Genomic DNA, 17708 nt, shown 5'->3' on the forward strand with positions numbered 1-17708 from the left:
TGGGTGATGAGCTTTTTGTCACGCTACCAATTCCCACGTGGAGGCAGTGGGGAAAGTTCCCCCGGGGCCCGGTTGCAACCGAACCGTGACCGTTGCGGCCCGTTCGGGCACCGGACCCCGTCCCTCGCCTATCCGACGCCCAGGTACGCCTCCTTGACGGAAGGATCTTCCAACAGCTCCTTGCCGGTGCCGCTGCGGGTGATCGCCCCCGTCTCGAGCACAAAGGCGCGGTGCGCCCCGGCCAGCGCCTGGTTGGCGTTCTGCTCCACCATCAGCACCGTGGTGCCCTGGTTGTTGATTTCCTTGATGATCTTGAAGATCTGTCGGATGAACTGCGGTGCCAGACCCATGGATGGCTCGTCCAGCAGCAGCAGCTTCGGGTTGGACATGAGGGCGCGGCCGATGGCGAGCATCTGCTGCTCGCCGCCGGACATCGTGCCGCCAAACTGCTTTTCCCGCTCTTTCAGGCGCGGAAAAAGGTCAAAGACGCGGTCCAGGTCTTTGGAAACGCCGCTTCTGTCCTTGCGCCCAAAAGTTCCCATGTCCAGGTTTTCCATCACCGTCATGCCCGGGAAGATCCCGCGGCCCTCGGGGGCCTGGGAAATCCCGTGGACCACCCGGATATGGGCCTTCATCCTGGTAATGTCCTGACCGGCAAAGGTGATCTTGCCTTCGGTGCAGTTCAAGAGGCCGGAGATGGTCCGCATTGTGGTGGTCTTGCCGGCGCCGTTGGCCCCAATCAGTGCCACCACTTCCCCTTCCTCGACCGTGAAGGAAATGTCGCGCAGGGCCTGGATCCGTCCGTAGTGGACGGATACGCCCTCAAGCTCAAGCAACGTCATCTTCAGGCTCTCCTAGGTAGGCGGCAATGACACGCGGGTCCTCGCGGATTTCGCGCGGCAGTCCGTCCGCAATCTTTTTCCCAAACTCCAGCACGACGATCCGGTCCGTCACGCCCATCACAACCTTCATGTCGTGCTCGATCAGGAGCACGGTGTAGCCCTCATCCCTGATGGTGCGGATGAGCGCCATCAGTTCCTCTTTCTCCGCGGGGTTGAAGCCGGCGGCGGGTTCGTCAAGGCAGAGCACCTTTGGGTCGGTGGCAAGTGCGCGTGCGATCTCCAGCCGGCGCTGGTAGCCGTACGGCAGCTGCCGGGACAGCACATGTGCATGGCTGCCGATGCCAACGAAGTCCAGCAGCGCCATGCCGCGCTCGATGGCCGACTTTTCCTCCCTGGTGTGGGTGGGCAGGCGCAGCAACGCCCCGCCAACGCTGGTGCGGTGACGCGCATCCAGGCCTACCACCACGTTCTCAAGGGCAGTCATTTCGCCGAACAGTCGGATGTTCTGGAAGGTGCGCGACAGCCCCAGGCGGGTGATCTTGTGCTGCTTGATGCCGTTCAGGACCACGCCTTCCATCACCACCTTCCCGCTGGTGGGCTTGTAGACGCCGGTCATGGCGTTGAAGCAGGTGGTCTTGCCGGCACCGTTGGGGCCAATGAGCCCCAGGATCTCGCCCCGCTTGATGTTGAAGCTGATGTTGTCCAGGGCCACAAGGCCACCGAACTTGATGGTCAGGTTCTGCACCTCGACGATGTTGTCACCCACCTTGACCGCGATGTCCCGGTCGGGCGCCACTTTCTCCGCCAGTTCCTGGTCGACCCCTGCCTCGGCCAGGGCTTCCATGTCCAGTTCCGGCGCAACAGGGGCAGCAGACGTTTCCTGGGCGGTGTCATCCCGTGCCGGTTGCTCCTCCACGCTGCTGGAGCCGCTGTGCCTCTCCTCGGAGCTCATGCCTCCGCTCCTCTCTGGCCGGCCGCTCGGGCGTCCGGTCCGGCCGGTGGTTTGTCCATGTCTTTGGTTTCAGTGGCGTCACGGCTGGTGACCTTGTTGAGGGCAGTCCGCCCGTAGGCAAGCAGTCGCTGCCGGGCCGGAAGCAGCCCCTGGGAACGGAAGATCATGATCAGTACCAGGGCGATGCCGAAGATCAGGTATTTGTACTCGGCAATAGCGGTGAACCGGAGCGGTATGTAGCTGACCAACGCCCCGCCAAGGATGGCACCCACCTTGTTGCCCGCACCGCCCAGGACGACGGCGGCGAGGAACAGGATGGACGTGGTGACATCGAACTTCTGGTTGTTGACAAACCCTACCTGGCCGGCAAACAGGGCACCGGAAAGGCCGCCGACCGCAGCACCGATAGCGAAGGCCCACACCTTGTATTTGAAGGTGGGGACGCCCATGATCTCTGCGGCATCCTCATCCTCGCGGATGGCGATCCACGCCCGGCCCACCCGGCTTCGTTCCAGGTTGCCCACCAGCAGGGTGACGATGATGATGATCGTCAGTGTCAGCCAGTACCAGGGCACGCCGTTTGAGTTGGAGAAGATCGGCGTTCCGTCGGCCCCGTCACCGGGCGGGTGGCCGACGTTCTGGAAGCCCACTTGGCCTTTCATGGCCGGGATGATCGTGGCCAGGATGCGGATGATTTCCCCGAAGCCGAGCGTCACGATGGCGAGATAGTCGCCCCTGAGCCGGAGGGTGGGCACGCCCAGCATGACGCCAAAGAACATGGTGACCGCCATGGCCACAGGAAGTGTCCACAGATAGGGGATGTGCAGGTAGGGCGAGTCCGGGCTTGTCAGCATGGCGGCAACGTACGAACCCACCGCGAAGAAGGCGACGTATCCCAGGTCCAGCAGGCCGGCGTACCCCACCACGATATTGAGTCCGACCGCGATCAGCGCAAAGCGTGCCATGTCGAAGCAGGCCAGGGCGAAGTTGTTGCCGGGTTCGGTGGTGATGATCGGCGGATTGATCAGCGGCAGCATATAGGCCAGGACCACCACGACCACCAGGAATGCCCACTGCTGCTGGCGGGACAGGGCGTGCCACCGGTCGGAGAAGTAGCCGGACTTGCGTTTGCCCTGCGGCCGGAGGGAGCTTCTGCCCGGTGCTTTCGACGACGCTTCGCGGTCCTCTGCAGCCTGTTCCGCGGCAGCAGTCTGCAGCGGCGTGGGGCCATCCGTCATACTCATGCTTTGCTCCTTCCAAGGGAGGTGCCCAGGATGCCTTCGGGCCGCAGCAGCAGCACGAGCACCAGCACCACGAACGCCACGACGTCGGTCCACTGCGAGTTGCCCAACAGGATCTGGCCGTAGTTGCCGATCAGGCCGAGCAGCAGGCCGCCCAGCAGGGCACCGCGGACGTTGCCGATGCCGCCCAGCACCGCGGCCGCGAACGCCTTGATGCCAAGGACAAACCCACCGCTGTACTGGACACCGGACGGGATCTTCATGACGTAAAACAAAGCGGCGGCTCCTGCGAGCAGGCCTCCGATGACGAAGGTGGTAATAATAATGCGCTCTTTGTTGACGCCCATCAATGTGGCGGTGTCGGGGTCCTGGGCGACTGCCCGGATGCCGCGGCCGGTGCGCGACTTGCTGATGAACCTGTCAATACCCACCATCATGATGACGGCAGCGATGATGATCACCAGCTGCTGGGAGTCGACGATGGTACCGAAGACGTCGAAAATAGGCGTGGGCCGGAACATCGTCAGTGCAAGCTCAGGGCTGGGACCGCGCCACAGGTAGATCAGGTACTGGATGGTGAAGGAAGCACCGATGGCCGTGATCAGGAAGACCAGGCGTGGTGCATTCCGTTGCCGCAGGGGTTTATAGGCGATCCGTTCCAGCAGGAAGGCTGTGACCGCCGAGGCGACCATCGCGAGGACCAGTGCCAGCAGCAGGTTCAGGATAATGGCCCAGATGTCGAGGCGGGGAGCGGAGGGGCCGAAGCCAAGGCTGCTGAGGGTGAAGAAAACTGCGTAGCACCCAACAATGAACACTTCCGAGTGGGCGAAGTTGATCAGGTTCAGAACGCCGTAAACGAGCGTATAGCCGAGCGCAACGAGCGCGTAGATGGCACCGAACGTCAGGCCATCGAATGTGGCACTCCAGAAATTCTGGATCAGGGACGGTATGTCGAACGTGATCCAGTCATTTTCGGTGGGGAGCAGTGGGACGAGAGAGGGAAGCATGGGAACATCCTGATCCAGTTGCACGCGGCCTTGTGGGCCCGGCCGTGGGACTTGTGTCTATTGACGTTGCTTGTCGATTGACGTTGCTTGGTCCTGGGCTGCTGCCAAGCGAAGAAAAGGCTGTGGGGGCCCATAGTGCTGGCCCCCACAGCCTTTTCCCGCCGGGCTGCTACTCCCCGATTGGGCCGATCGGTACGATCTTGCCGTTGTCAACCTTGTAGCCGTAAACAGTCGGAGCCTGGAGCTCGCCCTTGGCATCCCACTTGTAGTGCTTGCTCAGGCCGTCCTTGTCATAGGCCTTGACCCAGGCCAGCAGGTCCGCGCGGCTCTGCTTGCCCGCGTCAATACCGGACAGGAGCACAGTAGCGGCGTCGTAGCCTTCGATCGAGTACGTACCGGGTTCGGCGCCCTTGGAGACGTCCTTGTACGCGGAAGCGAAATCGGTAATCAGTTCACCCGGGATGCAGGGGCAGGTGAAGTACGCGTTGTTCGAAGCGTCGCCTGCCTGCTTGATGAACTGGTCATCCTTCACACCGTCAGGGCCCACGAACGTTCCGTTGAAGCCCTTGGAGACCAGCTGCTGGTCGAACGGTGCACCCTCGGCGTAGTAGCCGGCGTAGAAGACCGCGTCCGCCTTGGCGTTCATGATCTTCGAAATCACGGCCGAGAAGTCCTTCTGGCCGGTGGTCACCTTCTCCGTGCCGGCCAGGGCACTGCCGAGCCCGGCCGAGGTGGAGGTTCCGAGGCCGATGCCATAGTCCGAGTCATCCTGGACCAGGTAGACCTTCTTGGCACCGATCTTTCCGGTGAGGAACTTGGCCGCAGCGGGGCCCTGGACGGCGTCATTGCCGAGGCCACGGAAGAACGTGGTCCAGCCGTTCTCCGTCAGGGTGGGGTTGGTGGCAGACGGCGTGATGTGGACCAGGCCCTTCTGTTCGAAGATGTTGCCCGTGGCCTTGGACTCGCCCGAGAACGGGAGTCCCACGACCCCCACGATGTCCGGCTCGCTGACCATCTGGGTGACGGGACCGGTGGCCTTGTTCGGGTCACCTTCAGTGTCGAATTTCTTGAACTGCACCTGGCAGCCCGGGTTGGCCTTGTTGTGCTGGTCGATGGCCAGCTGGATGCCATTGAAGATGTTGACGCCCAGCTGGGCGTTGGGGCCGGTCTCCGCGCCCGCGTAGGCCAGGGTGGTGGTGGAGGGGCAGTTCGCCTTGCCGTCACCGGCCGGCTTGACCGCACCGGCGGGAACATCGACTTTCGAAATGGCGGGGATGTTCACCTTGCTGGACGAGCCGGAACTTTCGGTGGTGCCGGGGCCCGCCTGGTTGGCGCAGGCCGACAGCAGCACGCTGAATGTGGCTGCCGCTGCCAACGAGGTGAGGACTTTCTTTCGGTACATTTGTCTGCCTTCCGAAACAGGGCCATGCGATGCGCGTACGAATCAAGGGCGCTTCGGCGCCCGGAATGGGACCAGGTATTCCTGATTTAGCTTCAAGCTAGTGCATAGACAGCGGCGAAACTCAGTGACTGAGGTCACAGCCTTATAACAGTCGTTGCCTATGCGGAATTAAACGCCGGAAGCCGCCTGCATCGCAGGCGGCTTCCGGTGTCCGCTGGACCATGCCATGGACGGGACAGTGTGTACCCCAGGTGGGACTCGAACCCACAACACGCGGATTTTAAGTCCGCTGCCTCTGCCAATTGGGCTACTGGGGCGCCGGGACAATGGTACCTGTCCAACCCGGGTTGGCCGGAAACGCCGACGGCGGCCGGCCCGCAAAGGGACCAGCCGCCGTCGGACGCTGCCAGCGTACCGGGACAGGCGCGTTATTTGGCGTTTGCCGCTACCGTTTCCTTGGGAGCGGCGGCGGCGGTTGAACCGGAACCGGCGGCCGGAGCGGCAGCCGGTGCAGCGGCAGGCTTGGGGGCCGGGGTGGCTGCCGCCACGAAGGCACCGCGCGGGTTGTCCAGATCCATCAGCTGGGTGGTGTCGCGGCCGGCGAAGAAGCCGATGATCCAGTTCAGGATGACGCGGAACTTGCGTTCAACCGTGGGCATGGCCATGCCGTGGTAGCCGCGGTGGGCCAGCCACGCCAGTCCCCCCTTGAGGCCAATGCGGCCCAGGAGGTTGATGTTGGCAACGCCCTTCCATTCACCGAAGCCGGCAACCGCACCCAGGTTCTTGTGCTTGTAGTCCGTCAGCGGCTTGTCCCAGCGGGAAGCCCACAGGTTCTTGGCAAGGCGCTTGGCTTGGCGCAACGCGTGCTGGGCGTTGGGGACGCAGGTGCCGTCGGGGAGGCCCTTCCCGGTGAGGTCGGGGACTGCGGCGATGTCGCCGGCGGCCCAGGCGTTCTCCACGATGCCTTCATCGCCGGAGATGCGCAGGTCCGGCAGGACGCGGACGCGGCCACGCGGCTCGAGCGGGAAGTCGGTGGAGCGCACCATCGGGTTGGCCTGCACGCCGGCCGTCCAGACCAGGGTGTCGGCCTCGAATTCCTGCGCCGGGGTCTTGTCCGGGAGGTTGATGAGCTTCAGGGTGCCTTCGGCACTGTCCAGCGAGGTGTTCAGCAGGACCTCGATGCCGCGGCTGCGCAGATGCTCGACCACCCAGTCAGCCTGCTTGGCAGTAACCTCGGGCATGATGCGGCCCATGGCTTCGACCAGGACGAAGCGGACTTCCTCCTGCTTGATGCGCGGGTTGTTGCGCACGGCGGCGCGGGCGAGGTCTTCCATTTCAGTGATGCACTCGATGCCGGCAAATCCGCCCCCGACCACCACGAAGGTGAGGGCCTTGGCGCGGGCTGCGGGGTCGGTCATCGTGGAGGCAACCTCAATGCGCTCCAGCAGCTTGTTGCGCAGGGCAACCGCTTCCTCAATGGTCTTCAGGCCGATGCCCTTGTCCGCAAGGCCCTTGATGGGGAAGGTGCGCGTAATGGCGCCTGCAGCCAGCACAACGTCGAAGTAGGGAACCTCAAAGTTCTCGCCGCCGTCGGCGGGAGCCACCACGGCGGTGCGGTTGACGTGGTCGATCGAGGTAACGCGGCCCTGGATCAGTTCCGTCTGCTTCAGGTGCTGGCGGTGGGACACCACCGCGTGGCGGGCTTCGATGTTGCCGCCGGCCACCTCGGGAAGGAAGGGCTGGTAAGTCATGTAGGGCAGCGGATCGACGACGGTAACGATGCCACCGGCGTTCGCGATCTTCTTCTGCAGTTTCAGTGCTACGTACAGGCCGACGTACCCGCCGCCGACGACGAGTACCCTGGGACGGTCCTGGAGCTGTGGGGTGGTTGCCATAGTTTAAGGATAGCCCAGTTTGTGAAAATCTTCACTAACCGGTGCGGCCGTCCGTAACGTGCGGTTTCCGGTGTGGATTGACCCGCTCCGTGGCTCCCGTCTCCGGTTCTTCCCCGGGGGCCAGGGGGTCCCCGGCAGCCCTGCGGAGCTGGACGGCGGCCGCCGCGATGATCGCCAGGAACAGTGCGGCAAATCCAATGACGACGGCGGCGCCAATGGCACTGTCCCGCTGTGAGGGCGCCTTGGCTGCGGGAACGGTGGCTTCAGGAAGCGTGGGTGCGGCACTCGCCACCGGAGTCGCGGAAGGCACCGGAGTTGCGGGCACGGCGTTGCCCCGCCGGTGCACGCGGATCCATTCAGCGATAGTGCCCAGCGGGTTGACGGAGACCTCCGGGACATCGGCCTTGAGGGCAGCCTCGGCGTCGAGGATGCCGTAGCCGTACAGGGGGTCTTTCCCCGGAGCGCCTGCGTCCCTGGCGGTGGTGATGATCCTGTTGATCACCTGTTCGGCGCTCATGTCCGGCCACTTGGACCGGATCAGGGCTGCGACACCGGCCACGATGGGTGTGGAGCCGGAGGTGCCGGCCCATTCCGCGTAGCCGCCTCCGGGGAGGCCGCCCACAAGGTTCTCCGCAGGGGCAGCCACGCCGATGCTGATCCCCTGCGATGAGGCGTCCACGCTGGCCACGTTCTTGCGGTCCACGCCGGCCACGGTGAGGACGCCCGGAATGGTGGCGGGGGCGCCTACCTGGGTATTTCCGCCGATGCGGTTTCCGGCCGCGGCAACAATGACCACGTCCTTTTGCTCTGCGTAAAGGAAGGCGGCATCCCAGCTTTGCGGCCACTGCGGCGTGGTACTGCCCAGCGATATGTTGATCACCCTGGCGCCGTTGTCCACGGCCCAGCGGACCGCTTCCGGAATCTGGTCCTGGTCGCTCTTGCCGGACGGGTTGGGGGAACCCAGCCAGGTGGACACGGAGAGGAGCTGCGCTTCCGGTGCCACACCAATGATGCCGTCGGGCGGGGTTGCGGCCGGCCCGGCGCTGGGGCTGGCGCCTGCGGGCTGGTGTCCGCGGCCGGCAAGCATGGTGGCCACCAGCGTGCCGTGTTCGGGCTTGGAGCCCACGCTCTTTTGCCCGTTGGGATCGCCGGAACCGGAGGCGTCGTAGCCGCCCGTGACGGCACCTCTGAGGTCCGGATGCTGGGCGTCGATTCCGCTGTCGATGACCGCTACCTTGACGCCTGCACCCTTGGAGACTTCCCAGGCTTTGGTGATGCCGGAGTCGGCCAGCCAGTACTCTTTGTCGCGCCAGTCGTCTGCGCTGGCTGCGGGGGCGGTAAAGAGGCCGGCGCAGAGGCAGCAGGCAGCCAGGAGGACAGCCATGAGGGCCGCCGACGCCCGGGGAAAGTGCGGGGTGGAAGCTGTGGTGGACTGCATGGGCCTATCCGATGCTCAGCGCGATGCCGTCGAGGATGTCGTGCTCGCTTGCGGTGGCCGCGGTAATCCTCCCGCGGGTCAGCTCCCCCATCCGTTCCAGGATGCGGCGCCACACCAGTCCCCCGGCGCCGATCACGTCCACGCGGCCCGGGTGCATGTAGGGCAGTGCGGCACGCTGGTCCCGGGTCATGCTGAGCAGGTCGGTGGCAGCGGCACGCACGTCCCTGATGGGCAGAACGGCGCCGTGGATGGCTTCCGGCGAGTATTCCGGCAGGCGAAGCGCATGCGCTGTGATGGTGGTGACGGAGCCGGCAACACCGACGACGGCGGTGGCGCGCTCAAGCGGCACGTCCCGTCCGGCGCGGCCCAGTGCAGCGTCCACGTCGGCTTCCGCTGCGGCGATTTGTTCGGGTGTGGGCGGATCGTTGCGCAGGTGCCGTTCGGTAAGTCGGACGCAGCCGATGTCGACGGACTTGGCTGCGGTCACCCCCGCGGCGGTGCCCAGGACGAACTCGGTGCTCCCGCCGCCGAGGTCCACCACCAGCACCTCGTGGCCGTCGAGGATGGGCAGCACGCTGCTGGCGCCGGCAAAGGACAGCGCCGCTTCCTCATCTCCGGAGATCACTTCCGGCTCCACGCCCAGAAGGTCCTTGACCCCGTCCACGAAGACGTCCCGGTTGCGTGCGTCCCGGCTTGCCGAGGTGGCCACGAAACGCACCCGCTCCGCGCCGTGCTCCCGGATCATGCGGGCATAGTCGGAGGTTGCGGCAAATGTCCGTTCCAGTGCTTCCGGAGCGAGTTCGCCCGTGGCATCCACGCCCTGGCCCAGTCGGACCACGCGCATCTCCCGCACGACATCGTTGAGGACTGTCCTGCCGTCATTGCGGTCAATGTCCGCAATGAGAAGCCGGATGGAGTTGGTGCCGCAGTCGATGGCGGCCACGCGGGTCATTCGGCGGCGCCTGTGCTGCCGGCGGACTTCCGCATCGGGGCGGGACGGCCAACGAGGTCCGGCAGGCCCTGGGGTCCGTGGCGGCTGAGGTCCCTGGACGGTGCCTCGCCGCTGGTGTCCCAGGCGCCGTCGCAGTAGCACTTGTCCGCCGTCCACCATTCGCTGATCATCTCCAGCGCCCTGTCGCCCAGGGGGTTGGCACCCTTGCCGGCCGCCAGGGAGTGGCCCACCAGGACATGAAGGCATTTGACGCGGGCAGGCATTCCGCCGGCCGAGACACCGTCGATTTCGGGCACAGGGCCGATGCCGGAGCGCCGGCCGATTGCCTCCCGGGCGGCCAGGTAGTCCTCGTGGGCAGCCCGATAGCCGGCTGCGAGCCCAGCGTCGGAGGTCAGCTCGTCATTCATCGTGTTCATGACCCCGGCCGCTTCAAGCCTGGAAACCGCGGCGGTGATCACCGGGTGCGTCAGGTAGAAGGTGGTAGGGAACGGGGTCCCGTTGCTGAGGCGGGGTGCGGTGGCCGCCACCAGGGGGTTGCCGCACACGCAGCGGGCAGGAATCTCCACGACGTCGCGGACGGGTCGTCCCAACTGCCTGCTCAGTACTTCAAGGTCGTGGGCGGTGGGTTGGCGGGATTCGTCCCGGGCGGCTGCCGTGTTGTGTTCCATTGTCGCGGGCCGTCCTTCCTGTGCGGTTCAGTCTGTGGCCGCGCGCCTGATGGACTCCCACAGGGAATCCACCCACGGCAGATCGGCGGGGTCTTGTGCTGTTGCTGCGTCGGCGGGGCTACTGCTTTCTCCGGCCGGCTCATCGCTGCCAAAAACCCAGTAGCCGGTTTCGCCCGGCATAACCATGTTAATGCGGTCGCGGGCCTGCTGCTTGACGTAGTTGGGGTCCTGCCAGCGCGACACCTGCTGCCGAAGGGCGTCGCCTTCGGCCTGACGTGCGGCGATATCGGCGTTCAGCGCGTCAATTTCGGCCTTCTTGTCGAAGAAGATTTTCACCGTGGGGGCAAGCATGATGGTGATGGCGACCATCACCACGGCCAAGGCAAGCATGCGGCCGGAGAACGCCTTGGCGGGGACCGGGTGCTGGTCTTCTTCGCCGGCTCGGCCGGCGTCCACAGGGCTGCTGCCCTTGCGTCCGGCAACCGGTTTGGGCTTGCTCCCCTCCCCCGCTTTCCCGGCCTTGGCCCGCTCCGCAGTGCCACGCCCGTGGTTCTGCCCGGACGCCGCAGCGTCCGGGGACGCTGCGCTGCCCTTCGACACCGCAGCCTTGGCCGGCCGGAAATCGGCCCGGATGATCTCGGCACCGTCGGCGGACCCGGCGTCGTCCGTTGCCTTGGCTTGACGGGTGGGGGCAACCTTGGGAACTTTGGGGCGGCGGGTAGCCATGACACTCCTGAAACGCAGCCTGCTGGACCAAATGCTGCTGGAAACAACAGCGGTGGCTATGGTCTTTCAACCATAGCCACCGCTGATGGGTTTAGGCGGTTACTAGCCCTTGAAACGCGGGAACGCGCTGCGTCCGGCGTAGCGTGCGGCGTCGTCGAGTTCCTCTTCGATGCGCAGCAGCTGGTTGTACTTGGCTACGCGCTCGGAGCGGGCCGGTGCACCGGTCTTGATCTGGCCGGCGTTGGTGGCCACGGCGATGTCGGCGATGGTGGTGTCCTCGGTTTCACCGGAGCGGTGCGAGGTGATGGTGGTGTAGCCGGCCCGCTGGGCCAGGCTGACGGCGTCCAGGGTCTCGGTCAGCGAACCGATCTGGTTGACCTTGACCAGCAGGGAGTTGGCGGTCCTGGTGTCGATGCCGCGCTGCAGGATGGACGGGTTGGTCACGAAGAGGTCGTCGCCCACCAGCTGGACCTTGTCGCCGATGGCGTCGGTGAGGGTCTTCCAGCCTTCCCAGTCATTCTCGTCCAGCGGGTCCTCGATGGAGACCAGCGGGTAGTCGGCCACGAGTTCGCCGTAGTAGGCGCTCATCTCGCTGGCGGACAGTGCCTTGCCTTCGAACTGGTAGGCGCCGTCCTTGTAGAACTCCGAAGATGCGACGTCCAGGGCCAGGGCGATGTCCTTGCCCGGGGTGTAGCCGGCGTTCTTGATGGCCTCGGTGATGAGGTCCAGGGCTGCGCGGTTGGACGGCAGGTTGGGGGCGAAGCCGCCCTCGTCGCCGAGCCCGGTGGACAGGCCCTTCTGCTGCAGCACGGACTTGAGGTTGTGGTAAACCTCAACGCCCCAGCGCAGGCCCTCGGAGAAGGTTTCGGCGCCGATGGGGGCGATCATGAATTCCTGGATGTCAACGTCGGAGTCGGCGTGCGATCCACCGTTGAGGATGTTCATCAGCGGCACGGGCAGGACGTGCGCGTTCGGGCCACCCAGGTACTTGTACAGCGGCAGGTCGGCGGAGGCGGCTGCGGCGTTCGCAACGGCCAGCGAGACGCCGAGGATCGCGTTGGCGCCGAGCTTGCCCTTGTTGGGCGTGCCGTCCAGGTCCAGCATGGCCTGGTCGATGCTGCGCTGGTCCGTGGCGTCGAAGCCGGTCAGTGCGGGAGCGATCTGGTCGATCACGGCGTCGACGGCCTTCTGCACGCCCTTGCCGAGGTAGCGGCCCTTGTCGCCGTCGCGCAGTTCGACGGCCTCGTGCTCACCGGTGGAGGCACCGGAGGGAACCGCCGCGCGGCCGATCTGGCCGTCCGACAGCAGGACTTCAACTTCAACGGTGGGGTTGCCGCGGGAATCAAGGATCTCGCGGGCGTGGATGGCATCGATAAGCGCCATGAATTTGCTCCTTATGGGCGATTAACGGGGGGAATCAGGCTGAAAACTCGACGTACGCGTCACGGACCAGCCTAGTCGAGAGTGCTCCGGGTTACTCAAACGGGTCAAGGCCGGGACGTCATGATGGCGCGTGGTCACTTGGCCCACTTTGGCCACGCTGATACCGGCTGACGGCGGCGCGCAGTGCGCGCTCGGCGTCCATGCCGTTGTCCCGGGCGGAACGCACGACGGCGAGCAGCAGGTTTCCGAGCTCATCCTCGCTTTCGGGAACCGGGACTCCGCCCGGCAGCTCCAGGCCCGCCCGGGCTGCCCGGTCCAGCGATTTTTGCGCCCTGGCCAGGGCCGGGAGGGCTGCCGGGATGCCGTCGAAGGCGTTGCGGTGCCCCAGCCGTTCAGCCCGTTTGACCGCATCCCACTTCTGCTCGATCTCCTCCACGGTGGCGGGAAAGCTGTCCTGCAGCGAACCGTCGGGCCGGAAGACATGCGGGTTCCGGCGCACCATTTTGGCACCCAGGCCGCGCGCCACGTCGTCGAACGTGAAGGCACCGCGCTCCTCAGCGAGCCGGGCGTGCAGCACCACCTGGAGCAGGACGTCGCCCAGCTCGCCCTGGAGTTCGGCGTCGGGGTGGCCCTCCTCGATGGTTTCGGCCACCTCGTACGCCTCCTCCAGGAGGTACTCCACCAGCGACGCGTGCGTGAGGGCGCGCATCCACGGGCAGTGCTCGCGCAGCTGCGCCATCTTGTCCAGCAGTTCCGCCGTGGCGGAACTGCCGGACAAGGAATGCTGGTCAGCCAAGGTTGGCGTAGGCGTCGTTGATGTATTCCACCAGCGCCTCCTTCTCCTCCAGGGGCAGGAAGGACGCCTCTGCGGCGTTCAGGGTCAGCTCCAGCAGGTCGTCGAGGTCGTAGTCGAAGGTTTCCACCAGCAGGTTGAACTCATCCGTCAGGGTGACCCCGCTCATCAGGCGGTTGTCAGTGTTGATGGTGACGTTGAAGCCCAGCTGGTAGAGCATGTCCAGGGGGTGGCTCTCGATTCCCTCGCCGAACGCGGCAATGGCGCCGGTCTGCAGGTTGGAGGAGGGGCAGATTTCCAGCGCGATCCCACGGTCGCGGACCCAGCTGGAGAGATCGCCGAGGGTTACCAGGCCAACCGTGTCCCCCGCTTCATCGTCGTCGTCGAATTCCACCATGATGTCCTCCGCAATGCGGACACCGTGTCCCAGCCGCAGGGCGCGGCCGTCCACCAGGGCGGACTGGATGCTCTCCAGGCCGGCAGCCTCACCGGCGTGCACGGTGGCGGGGAAATTGTGCTGGGCCAGGTAGGTGAAGGCGTCCTTGAACCGGCTGGGCAGGAAGCCGTCCTCGGCACCGGCGATGTCAAAGCCGACTGCGCCCTTGTTGCGGTGGCGGACGGCGAGTTCAGCAATCTCCTGGCCGCGGTCGGCATGGCGCATGGCGGTGATCAGCTGGCCCACCTGGATTTCGCGTCCGGTCTCGGACACGGCCTCGACGCCGGCCTCCAGGCCCTCCTGCACCGCTTCCACGACCTCGTCCAGGCTGAGGCCCTTCTGGAGGTGCTGTTCGGGTGCCCAGCGCACTTCGCCGTAGACCACGCCGTCGTCGGCAAGGTCCTCCACGAACTCCTTGGCCACCCGGAACAGTCCGTCGTAGGTCTGCATGACGGCTACGGTGTGGTCGAATGTCTCCAGATAGCGCACCAGGGATCCGGAGTCGGCTGATTCACGGAACCACTGGCCCAGGGCCACCGGGTCCGTTGAGGGGAGCTGGTGGCCAACGGCCTCGGCCAGTTCGATGATGGTGGCAGGACGGAGTCCCCCGTCCAGGTGGTCGTGAAGGGAAACCTTGGGCAGGCTCTTCAGGTCAAAATCGATGGCAGGGGCAGCGTCAACAATGGGCTCAGTCACGTTCCCACCTTAGGGTGGGCCGGTGTTCAAAGCCAGCCGTTCAAAGCCGGCGGCTACTTGGCCGCGGGACCGGCCTCTGCCGACGGCACCACCAGGGCATGGGTGCCGGGACGTCCGTCCTTGCCGGAGCCGGAGCCGGAGGTTCCCTCGCTCCAGCTGTCCGTATCTGGCCCGTCGTTCCGGCCGAGCCGCTTGTGCCACCAGCGCAGCAGGTGGTCGATGAGGACTCCCAGGACGATCGCGAACACCACCGCGATGCCCGCGCTCAGCAACGGATTGTGGTGCAGCCACGGGAACGAGCTGGCAAGCAGGCCGATGCCAAGCGAGTAACCCACCCACGTGAGGCAGGCGACGGCGTCGAATGCGAAGAACCTGCGGTGGGAGAAGCCTGTGCTGCCGGCTACGTAGTTGACGGCAACGCGCCCCCACGGAATGTACCTGGCGGTGAAGATCAGCACCGCGCCGCGCTTCTCCAACTCGTAACGGGCCCAGGCAAACACTTTCCGTACTTTGGGGCGCCGCATCCATCCCCACCGCTCCAGGCCGATCTTGCGTCCGAGCATGTAGGCCATGTTGTCACCGGCAATGGCACCCACCAGGGCGGTGATACCCAGGATCCAGAGGTTGGGTTCGCCGCTGTGCCGCGAGAAAGCCGCGAGCGCCACGATAAGGGTCTCGCTGGGGACCACCATGGCGAAGCCGTCCACGAAGAAGAACACCAGCAGCGCCGGGTAAATCCACCACTGGCCCGCTGCATGGAGCACGGCCTCATTAATAAACTCCACGCGGTGTTGCTCCTGTATGAAAATGACACAGCTAAAGTGCCGCAGCCAAAGCGGAAATCGTTCCTAAGTGTCCCACGGCGGGGGCGCTGTCCGCTACGCCCTGATGCAGGGAATCGCCCTGTTTAACGAGCCTGTCAGGTGCCGGGTTCCCGGATGCGTTCCACCACGTTGGGTTTGCCCCGGAATTTGTTGATTACCAGGTCCACCACAATCCCAAGCGTCACCGCGCAGATGATGGCGATGGCCGCCCCCAGTACATGGTTGTCCTCAAACCACTGGCCGAAGAAGAGCCCTATGGCCACGGAGTATCCGCCCCAAAGGCCGGCCGAAAGGATGGTCAGCCCCGCGAAGCGGAGATGGGAATAATGGGTCACTCCAGCGGTCAGGTTGACTGCCACCCTGCCGATTGGAATGAAGCGGGCCACAAGGATCAGCGACGCGGGCCGTTTCCGCAATTCCCTGCCCGCCCAGCGGAACGCGCTTTGCATGCGGGGCCCGCGCATCCATGCCCAGCGCCTGGTGCCTACGCGCCGGCCAAGAAGATAGGCAATATTGTCCCCGGTGAAGGCGCCGGCTGCGGCCACCAGGGCAAGGAGCAGCGGGCTGGGAACGTCGGCAGTGGCGGCTACGGCCGCGAGGCCCACCACCACCGATTCGCTGGGGACCGGCGGAAAGAAGCCGTCAATGACACAGCAGGCCAGCACCAGGACCAGCACCCACGGCTGTCCGGCTGCGGCGAGGATGAAGTCGTTGATGGCCTGCATTGATACCTATGCTATGCGGTCGATGATCAGCTGCTGGGCGGGCCGCGAGCCTTCCGGCGCGATGACCACGGCGTGTTCCAGGGCTTCCCGTGCCCGAGCGAACCGGTCAGGGGTGTCGGTCAACAGCGTCATCAGGGGTTCACCGGCCCGGACGGTGGCACCGGGCTTGGCGTGCATGCGCACACCCGCCCCGGCCTGGACGCTGTCCTCCTTGCGCGCACGGCCGGCCCCGAGGCGCCAGGCCGCCACGCCAACGGCGAGCGCGTCGAGTTCCACCAGCACGCCGTCGGCAGGGGCGTAGACGACGTCGGATTCCCTGGCCTCCGGAAGGGCGGCATGGGGGTCTCCGCCTTGGGCGGAGATCATCCTGTTCCAGACGTCCATGGCACGGCCGTCCTTCAAGGCAGCAGCGGGGTCGGCGTCCCGCACGCCTGCGCAGGAGAGCATCTCTTCGGCGAGCCGGACGGTCAACTCCACCACGTCTTCCGGGCCGCCGCCGGCCAGGACCTCGACGGACTCCTCCACCTCGATCGCGTTGCCGGCAGTCAGGCCCAGTGGCGTGTTCATATTGGTCAGCAGCGCCACCGTGTTGACGCCGGCGTCCTTGCCCAGGGCCACCATGGTCTCGGCCAGTTCCCGGGCCCGGGCCTCATCCTTCATGAACGCTCCGCTGCCCACCTTGACGTCCAGGACCAGCGAGCCCGTCCCCTCGGCGATCTTCTTACTCATGATTGAGGACGCGATCAGGGGAATCGCTTCCACTGTGCCCGTGACATCCCGCAGCGCGTAGAGCTTCTTATCAGCGGGCGCCAGGCCGGCGCCTGCGGCGCAGATCACTGCACCAACGTCCTGGAGCTGGGCCATGATCTCGTCATTGCTGAGGTTGGCCCGCCACCCCGGAATGGATTCCAGCTTGTCCAGGGTGCCGCCGGTGTGTCCCAGTCCGCGCCCGGACAGCTGCGGTACTGCGACGCCGAAAACCGCCACCAGCGGAGCCAGCGGCAGGGTGATCTTGTCACCCACGCCCCCGGTGGAGTGCTTGTCAGTGGTGTACTTCAGGCCGCCGTCCGGACGCCGCAGGCTGGAGAAGTCCATCCGTTCACCCGAAGCGATCATGGCGGCGGTCCACCGTGCGATCTCGGTTCGGTCCATCCCGTTGAGCAGGATGGCCATGTTCAGGGCTGCCATCTGCTCGTCGGCGATGGCTCCCCGCGTGTACGCGTCGATGGTCCAGTCGATCTGCTCCGGGCTCAGCGTCCCTTTGTCCCGCTTGGTGCGGATGATGTCGACGGCGTCGAACGCTTCGGCTTTGCTCTCAGTCACCGGGTCTCCTCCAGGTGTTGGGGACCAAAGGCGTCAGGCAGCACCTGGTCCATGGTTTTGATGCCTTGGGTGGTCATGAGCTGCATGTCCGGGGCACGGAATTCGTACAGCAGCTGCCGGCAGCGTCCGCAGGGCATCAGGATGTTTCCCGCCCCGTCCACGCAGTAGAAGGCCCGCAGCCTGCCCCCGCCGGTCATCTGGAGGTTGCCCACCAGGGCGCACTCGGCGCACAGGGTCAGTCCGTAGCTGGCGTTCTCCACGTTGCAGCCGCTGACGATCCGGCCGTCCCGGGTCAGCGCCGCAGCGCCCACCGGAAATTTGGAGTATGGGGCGTAGGCGTTCTTCATGGCAGCGACGGCAGCCGCCTCAAGGGCTGCCCAGTCCACGGTTCCCGTGTCCTCCACG

General features: G+C 65.5%; 17 protein-coding genes and 1 tRNA gene. All 18 read right to left on the bottom strand.

What is annotated here, in order from left to right:
* Positions 1-128 precede the first annotated feature (128 nt).
* On the bottom strand, positions 129-836 hold the full coding sequence (locus tag AB0313_RS02665) for an ABC transporter ATP-binding protein (RefSeq protein ID WP_366303758.1): 708 nt from the start codon (positions 834-836) through the stop codon (positions 129-131).
* The gene (locus AB0313_RS02670) at positions 829-1794 is read right to left on the bottom strand and encodes an ABC transporter ATP-binding protein (protein WP_366303408.1); all 966 of its coding nucleotides are present in this window, start codon (positions 1792-1794) and stop codon (positions 829-831) included. Before AB0313_RS02670 ends, AB0313_RS02665 begins: the two co-directional genes overlap by 8 nt.
* The gene (locus tag AB0313_RS02675; protein ID WP_141940569.1) at positions 1791-3038 is read right to left on the bottom strand and encodes a branched-chain amino acid ABC transporter permease; all 1248 of its coding nucleotides are present in this window, start codon (positions 3036-3038) and stop codon (positions 1791-1793) included. Before AB0313_RS02675 ends, AB0313_RS02670 begins: the two co-directional genes overlap by 4 nt.
* Positions 3035-4042: a branched-chain amino acid ABC transporter permease gene (locus tag AB0313_RS02680; protein ID WP_141940568.1), complete on the bottom strand. Its 1008-nt coding sequence runs from the start codon at positions 4040-4042 to the stop codon at positions 3035-3037. The genes AB0313_RS02675 and AB0313_RS02680 overlap by 4 nt, the downstream gene beginning before the upstream one ends.
* Before the next feature lie 169 nt (positions 4043-4211).
* The gene (locus AB0313_RS02685; protein WP_141940567.1) at positions 4212-5444 is read right to left on the bottom strand and encodes a branched-chain amino acid ABC transporter substrate-binding protein; all 1233 of its coding nucleotides are present in this window, start codon (positions 5442-5444) and stop codon (positions 4212-4214) included.
* A gap of 243 nt (positions 5445-5687) precedes the next feature.
* A tRNA-Leu gene (locus AB0313_RS02690) sits at positions 5688-5761 on the bottom strand.
* 111 nt (positions 5762-5872) lie between these two features.
* A complete protein-coding gene (locus AB0313_RS02695; protein ID WP_141940566.1) occupies positions 5873-7339 on the bottom strand; it encodes an FAD-dependent oxidoreductase in 1467 nt (488 codons plus the stop codon).
* Positions 7340-7373: 34 nt separating this feature from the next.
* On the bottom strand, positions 7374-8777 hold the full coding sequence (locus AB0313_RS02700) for a S8 family serine peptidase (protein WP_366303412.1): 1404 nt from the start codon (positions 8775-8777) through the stop codon (positions 7374-7376).
* Positions 8778-8781: 4 nt separating this feature from the next.
* Positions 8782-9729: a Ppx/GppA phosphatase family protein gene (locus AB0313_RS02705; protein ID WP_141940564.1), complete on the bottom strand. Its 948-nt coding sequence runs from the start codon at positions 9727-9729 to the stop codon at positions 8782-8784.
* Entirely contained in the window at positions 9726-10397 is a 672-nt protein-coding gene (locus AB0313_RS02710) for a DUF501 domain-containing protein (protein ID WP_141940563.1), read from the bottom strand. The genes AB0313_RS02705 and AB0313_RS02710 overlap by 4 nt, the downstream gene beginning before the upstream one ends.
* A gap of 27 nt (positions 10398-10424) precedes the next feature.
* Positions 10425-11123: a septum formation initiator family protein gene (locus AB0313_RS02715; protein ID WP_141940562.1), complete on the bottom strand. Its 699-nt coding sequence runs from the start codon at positions 11121-11123 to the stop codon at positions 10425-10427.
* 102 nt (positions 11124-11225) lie between these two features.
* Positions 11226-12506 carry a phosphopyruvate hydratase gene (eno, locus tag AB0313_RS02720; RefSeq protein WP_141940561.1) on the bottom strand — a complete coding sequence of 427 codons (1281 nt, stop codon included), beginning with the start codon at positions 12504-12506 and terminating at the stop codon, positions 11226-11228.
* A 118-nt stretch (positions 12507-12624) separates the two neighbouring features.
* The gene (locus AB0313_RS02725) at positions 12625-13215 is read right to left on the bottom strand and encodes a MazG nucleotide pyrophosphohydrolase domain-containing protein (protein WP_366303760.1); all 591 of its coding nucleotides are present in this window, start codon (positions 13213-13215) and stop codon (positions 12625-12627) included.
* A 79-nt stretch (positions 13216-13294) separates the two neighbouring features.
* Positions 13295-14431, bottom strand: coding sequence for an adenosine deaminase (locus tag AB0313_RS02730; RefSeq protein ID WP_366303415.1), 1137 nt, complete (start codon positions 14429-14431; stop codon positions 13295-13297).
* Between the two features lie 53 nt (positions 14432-14484).
* Positions 14485-15216 carry a DedA family protein gene (locus AB0313_RS02735; RefSeq protein ID WP_141940559.1) on the bottom strand — a complete coding sequence of 244 codons (732 nt, stop codon included), beginning with the start codon at positions 15214-15216 and terminating at the stop codon, positions 14485-14487.
* A 134-nt stretch (positions 15217-15350) separates the two neighbouring features.
* Entirely contained in the window at positions 15351-15980 is a 630-nt protein-coding gene (locus AB0313_RS02740; protein ID WP_141940558.1) for a VTT domain-containing protein, read from the bottom strand.
* A 6-nt stretch (positions 15981-15986) separates the two neighbouring features.
* Positions 15987-17303: a thymidine phosphorylase gene (locus AB0313_RS02745; RefSeq protein ID WP_141940557.1), complete on the bottom strand. Its 1317-nt coding sequence runs from the start codon at positions 17301-17303 to the stop codon at positions 15987-15989.
* Positions 17300-17707: a cytidine deaminase gene (locus tag AB0313_RS02750; RefSeq protein WP_141946176.1), complete on the bottom strand. Its 408-nt coding sequence runs from the start codon at positions 17705-17707 to the stop codon at positions 17300-17302. Before AB0313_RS02750 ends, AB0313_RS02745 begins: the two co-directional genes overlap by 4 nt.
* Between the last annotated feature and the right edge of the window lies 1 nt (position 17708).

Origin of the sequence: Pseudarthrobacter sp. NPDC080039, assembly GCF_040702335.1 — a bacterium.
In the GTDB taxonomy this organism is placed as follows: Bacteria; Actinomycetota; Actinomycetes; order Actinomycetales; family Micrococcaceae; genus Arthrobacter; species Arthrobacter enclensis_A.

What these genes read in the sequence shown, in the direction of transcription:
- AB0313_RS02670 (WP_366303408.1), bottom strand. Translation starts at nt 1,794, where the DNA reads ATGAGCTCCGAGGAGAGGCACAGCGGCTCCAGCAGCGTGGAGGAGCAA.
- AB0313_RS02675 (WP_141940569.1), bottom strand. Translation starts at nt 3,038, where the DNA reads ATGAGTATGACGGATGGCCCCACGCCGCTGCAGACTGCTGCCGCGGAA.
- AB0313_RS02680 (WP_141940568.1), bottom strand. Translation starts at nt 4,042, where the DNA reads ATGCTTCCCTCTCTCGTCCCACTGCTCCCCACCGAAAATGACTGGATC.
- AB0313_RS02685 (WP_141940567.1), bottom strand. Translation starts at nt 5,444, where the DNA reads ATGTACCGAAAGAAAGTCCTCACCTCGTTGGCAGCGGCAGCCACATTC.
- AB0313_RS02695 (WP_141940566.1), bottom strand. Translation starts at nt 7,339, where the DNA reads ATGGCAACCACCCCACAGCTCCAGGACCGTCCCAGGGTACTCGTCGTC.
- AB0313_RS02700 (WP_366303412.1), bottom strand. Translation starts at nt 8,777, where the DNA reads ATGCAGTCCACCACAGCTTCCACCCCGCACTTTCCCCGGGCGTCGGCG.
- AB0313_RS02705 (WP_141940564.1), bottom strand. Translation starts at nt 9,729, where the DNA reads ATGACCCGCGTGGCCGCCATCGACTGCGGCACCAACTCCATCCGGCTT.
- AB0313_RS02710 (WP_141940563.1), bottom strand. Translation starts at nt 10,397, where the DNA reads ATGGAACACAACACGGCAGCCGCCCGGGACGAATCCCGCCAACCCACC.
- AB0313_RS02715 (WP_141940562.1), bottom strand. Translation starts at nt 11,123, where the DNA reads ATGGCTACCCGCCGCCCCAAAGTTCCCAAGGTTGCCCCCACCCGTCAA.
- eno (WP_141940561.1), bottom strand. Translation starts at nt 12,506, where the DNA reads ATGGCGCTTATCGATGCCATCCACGCCCGCGAGATCCTTGATTCCCGC.
- AB0313_RS02725 (WP_366303760.1), bottom strand. Translation starts at nt 13,215, where the DNA reads ATGCGCGCCCTCACGCACGCGTCGCTGGTGGAGTACCTCCTGGAGGAG.
- AB0313_RS02740 (WP_141940558.1), bottom strand. Translation starts at nt 15,980, where the DNA reads ATGCAGGCCATCAACGACTTCATCCTCGCCGCAGCCGGACAGCCGTGG.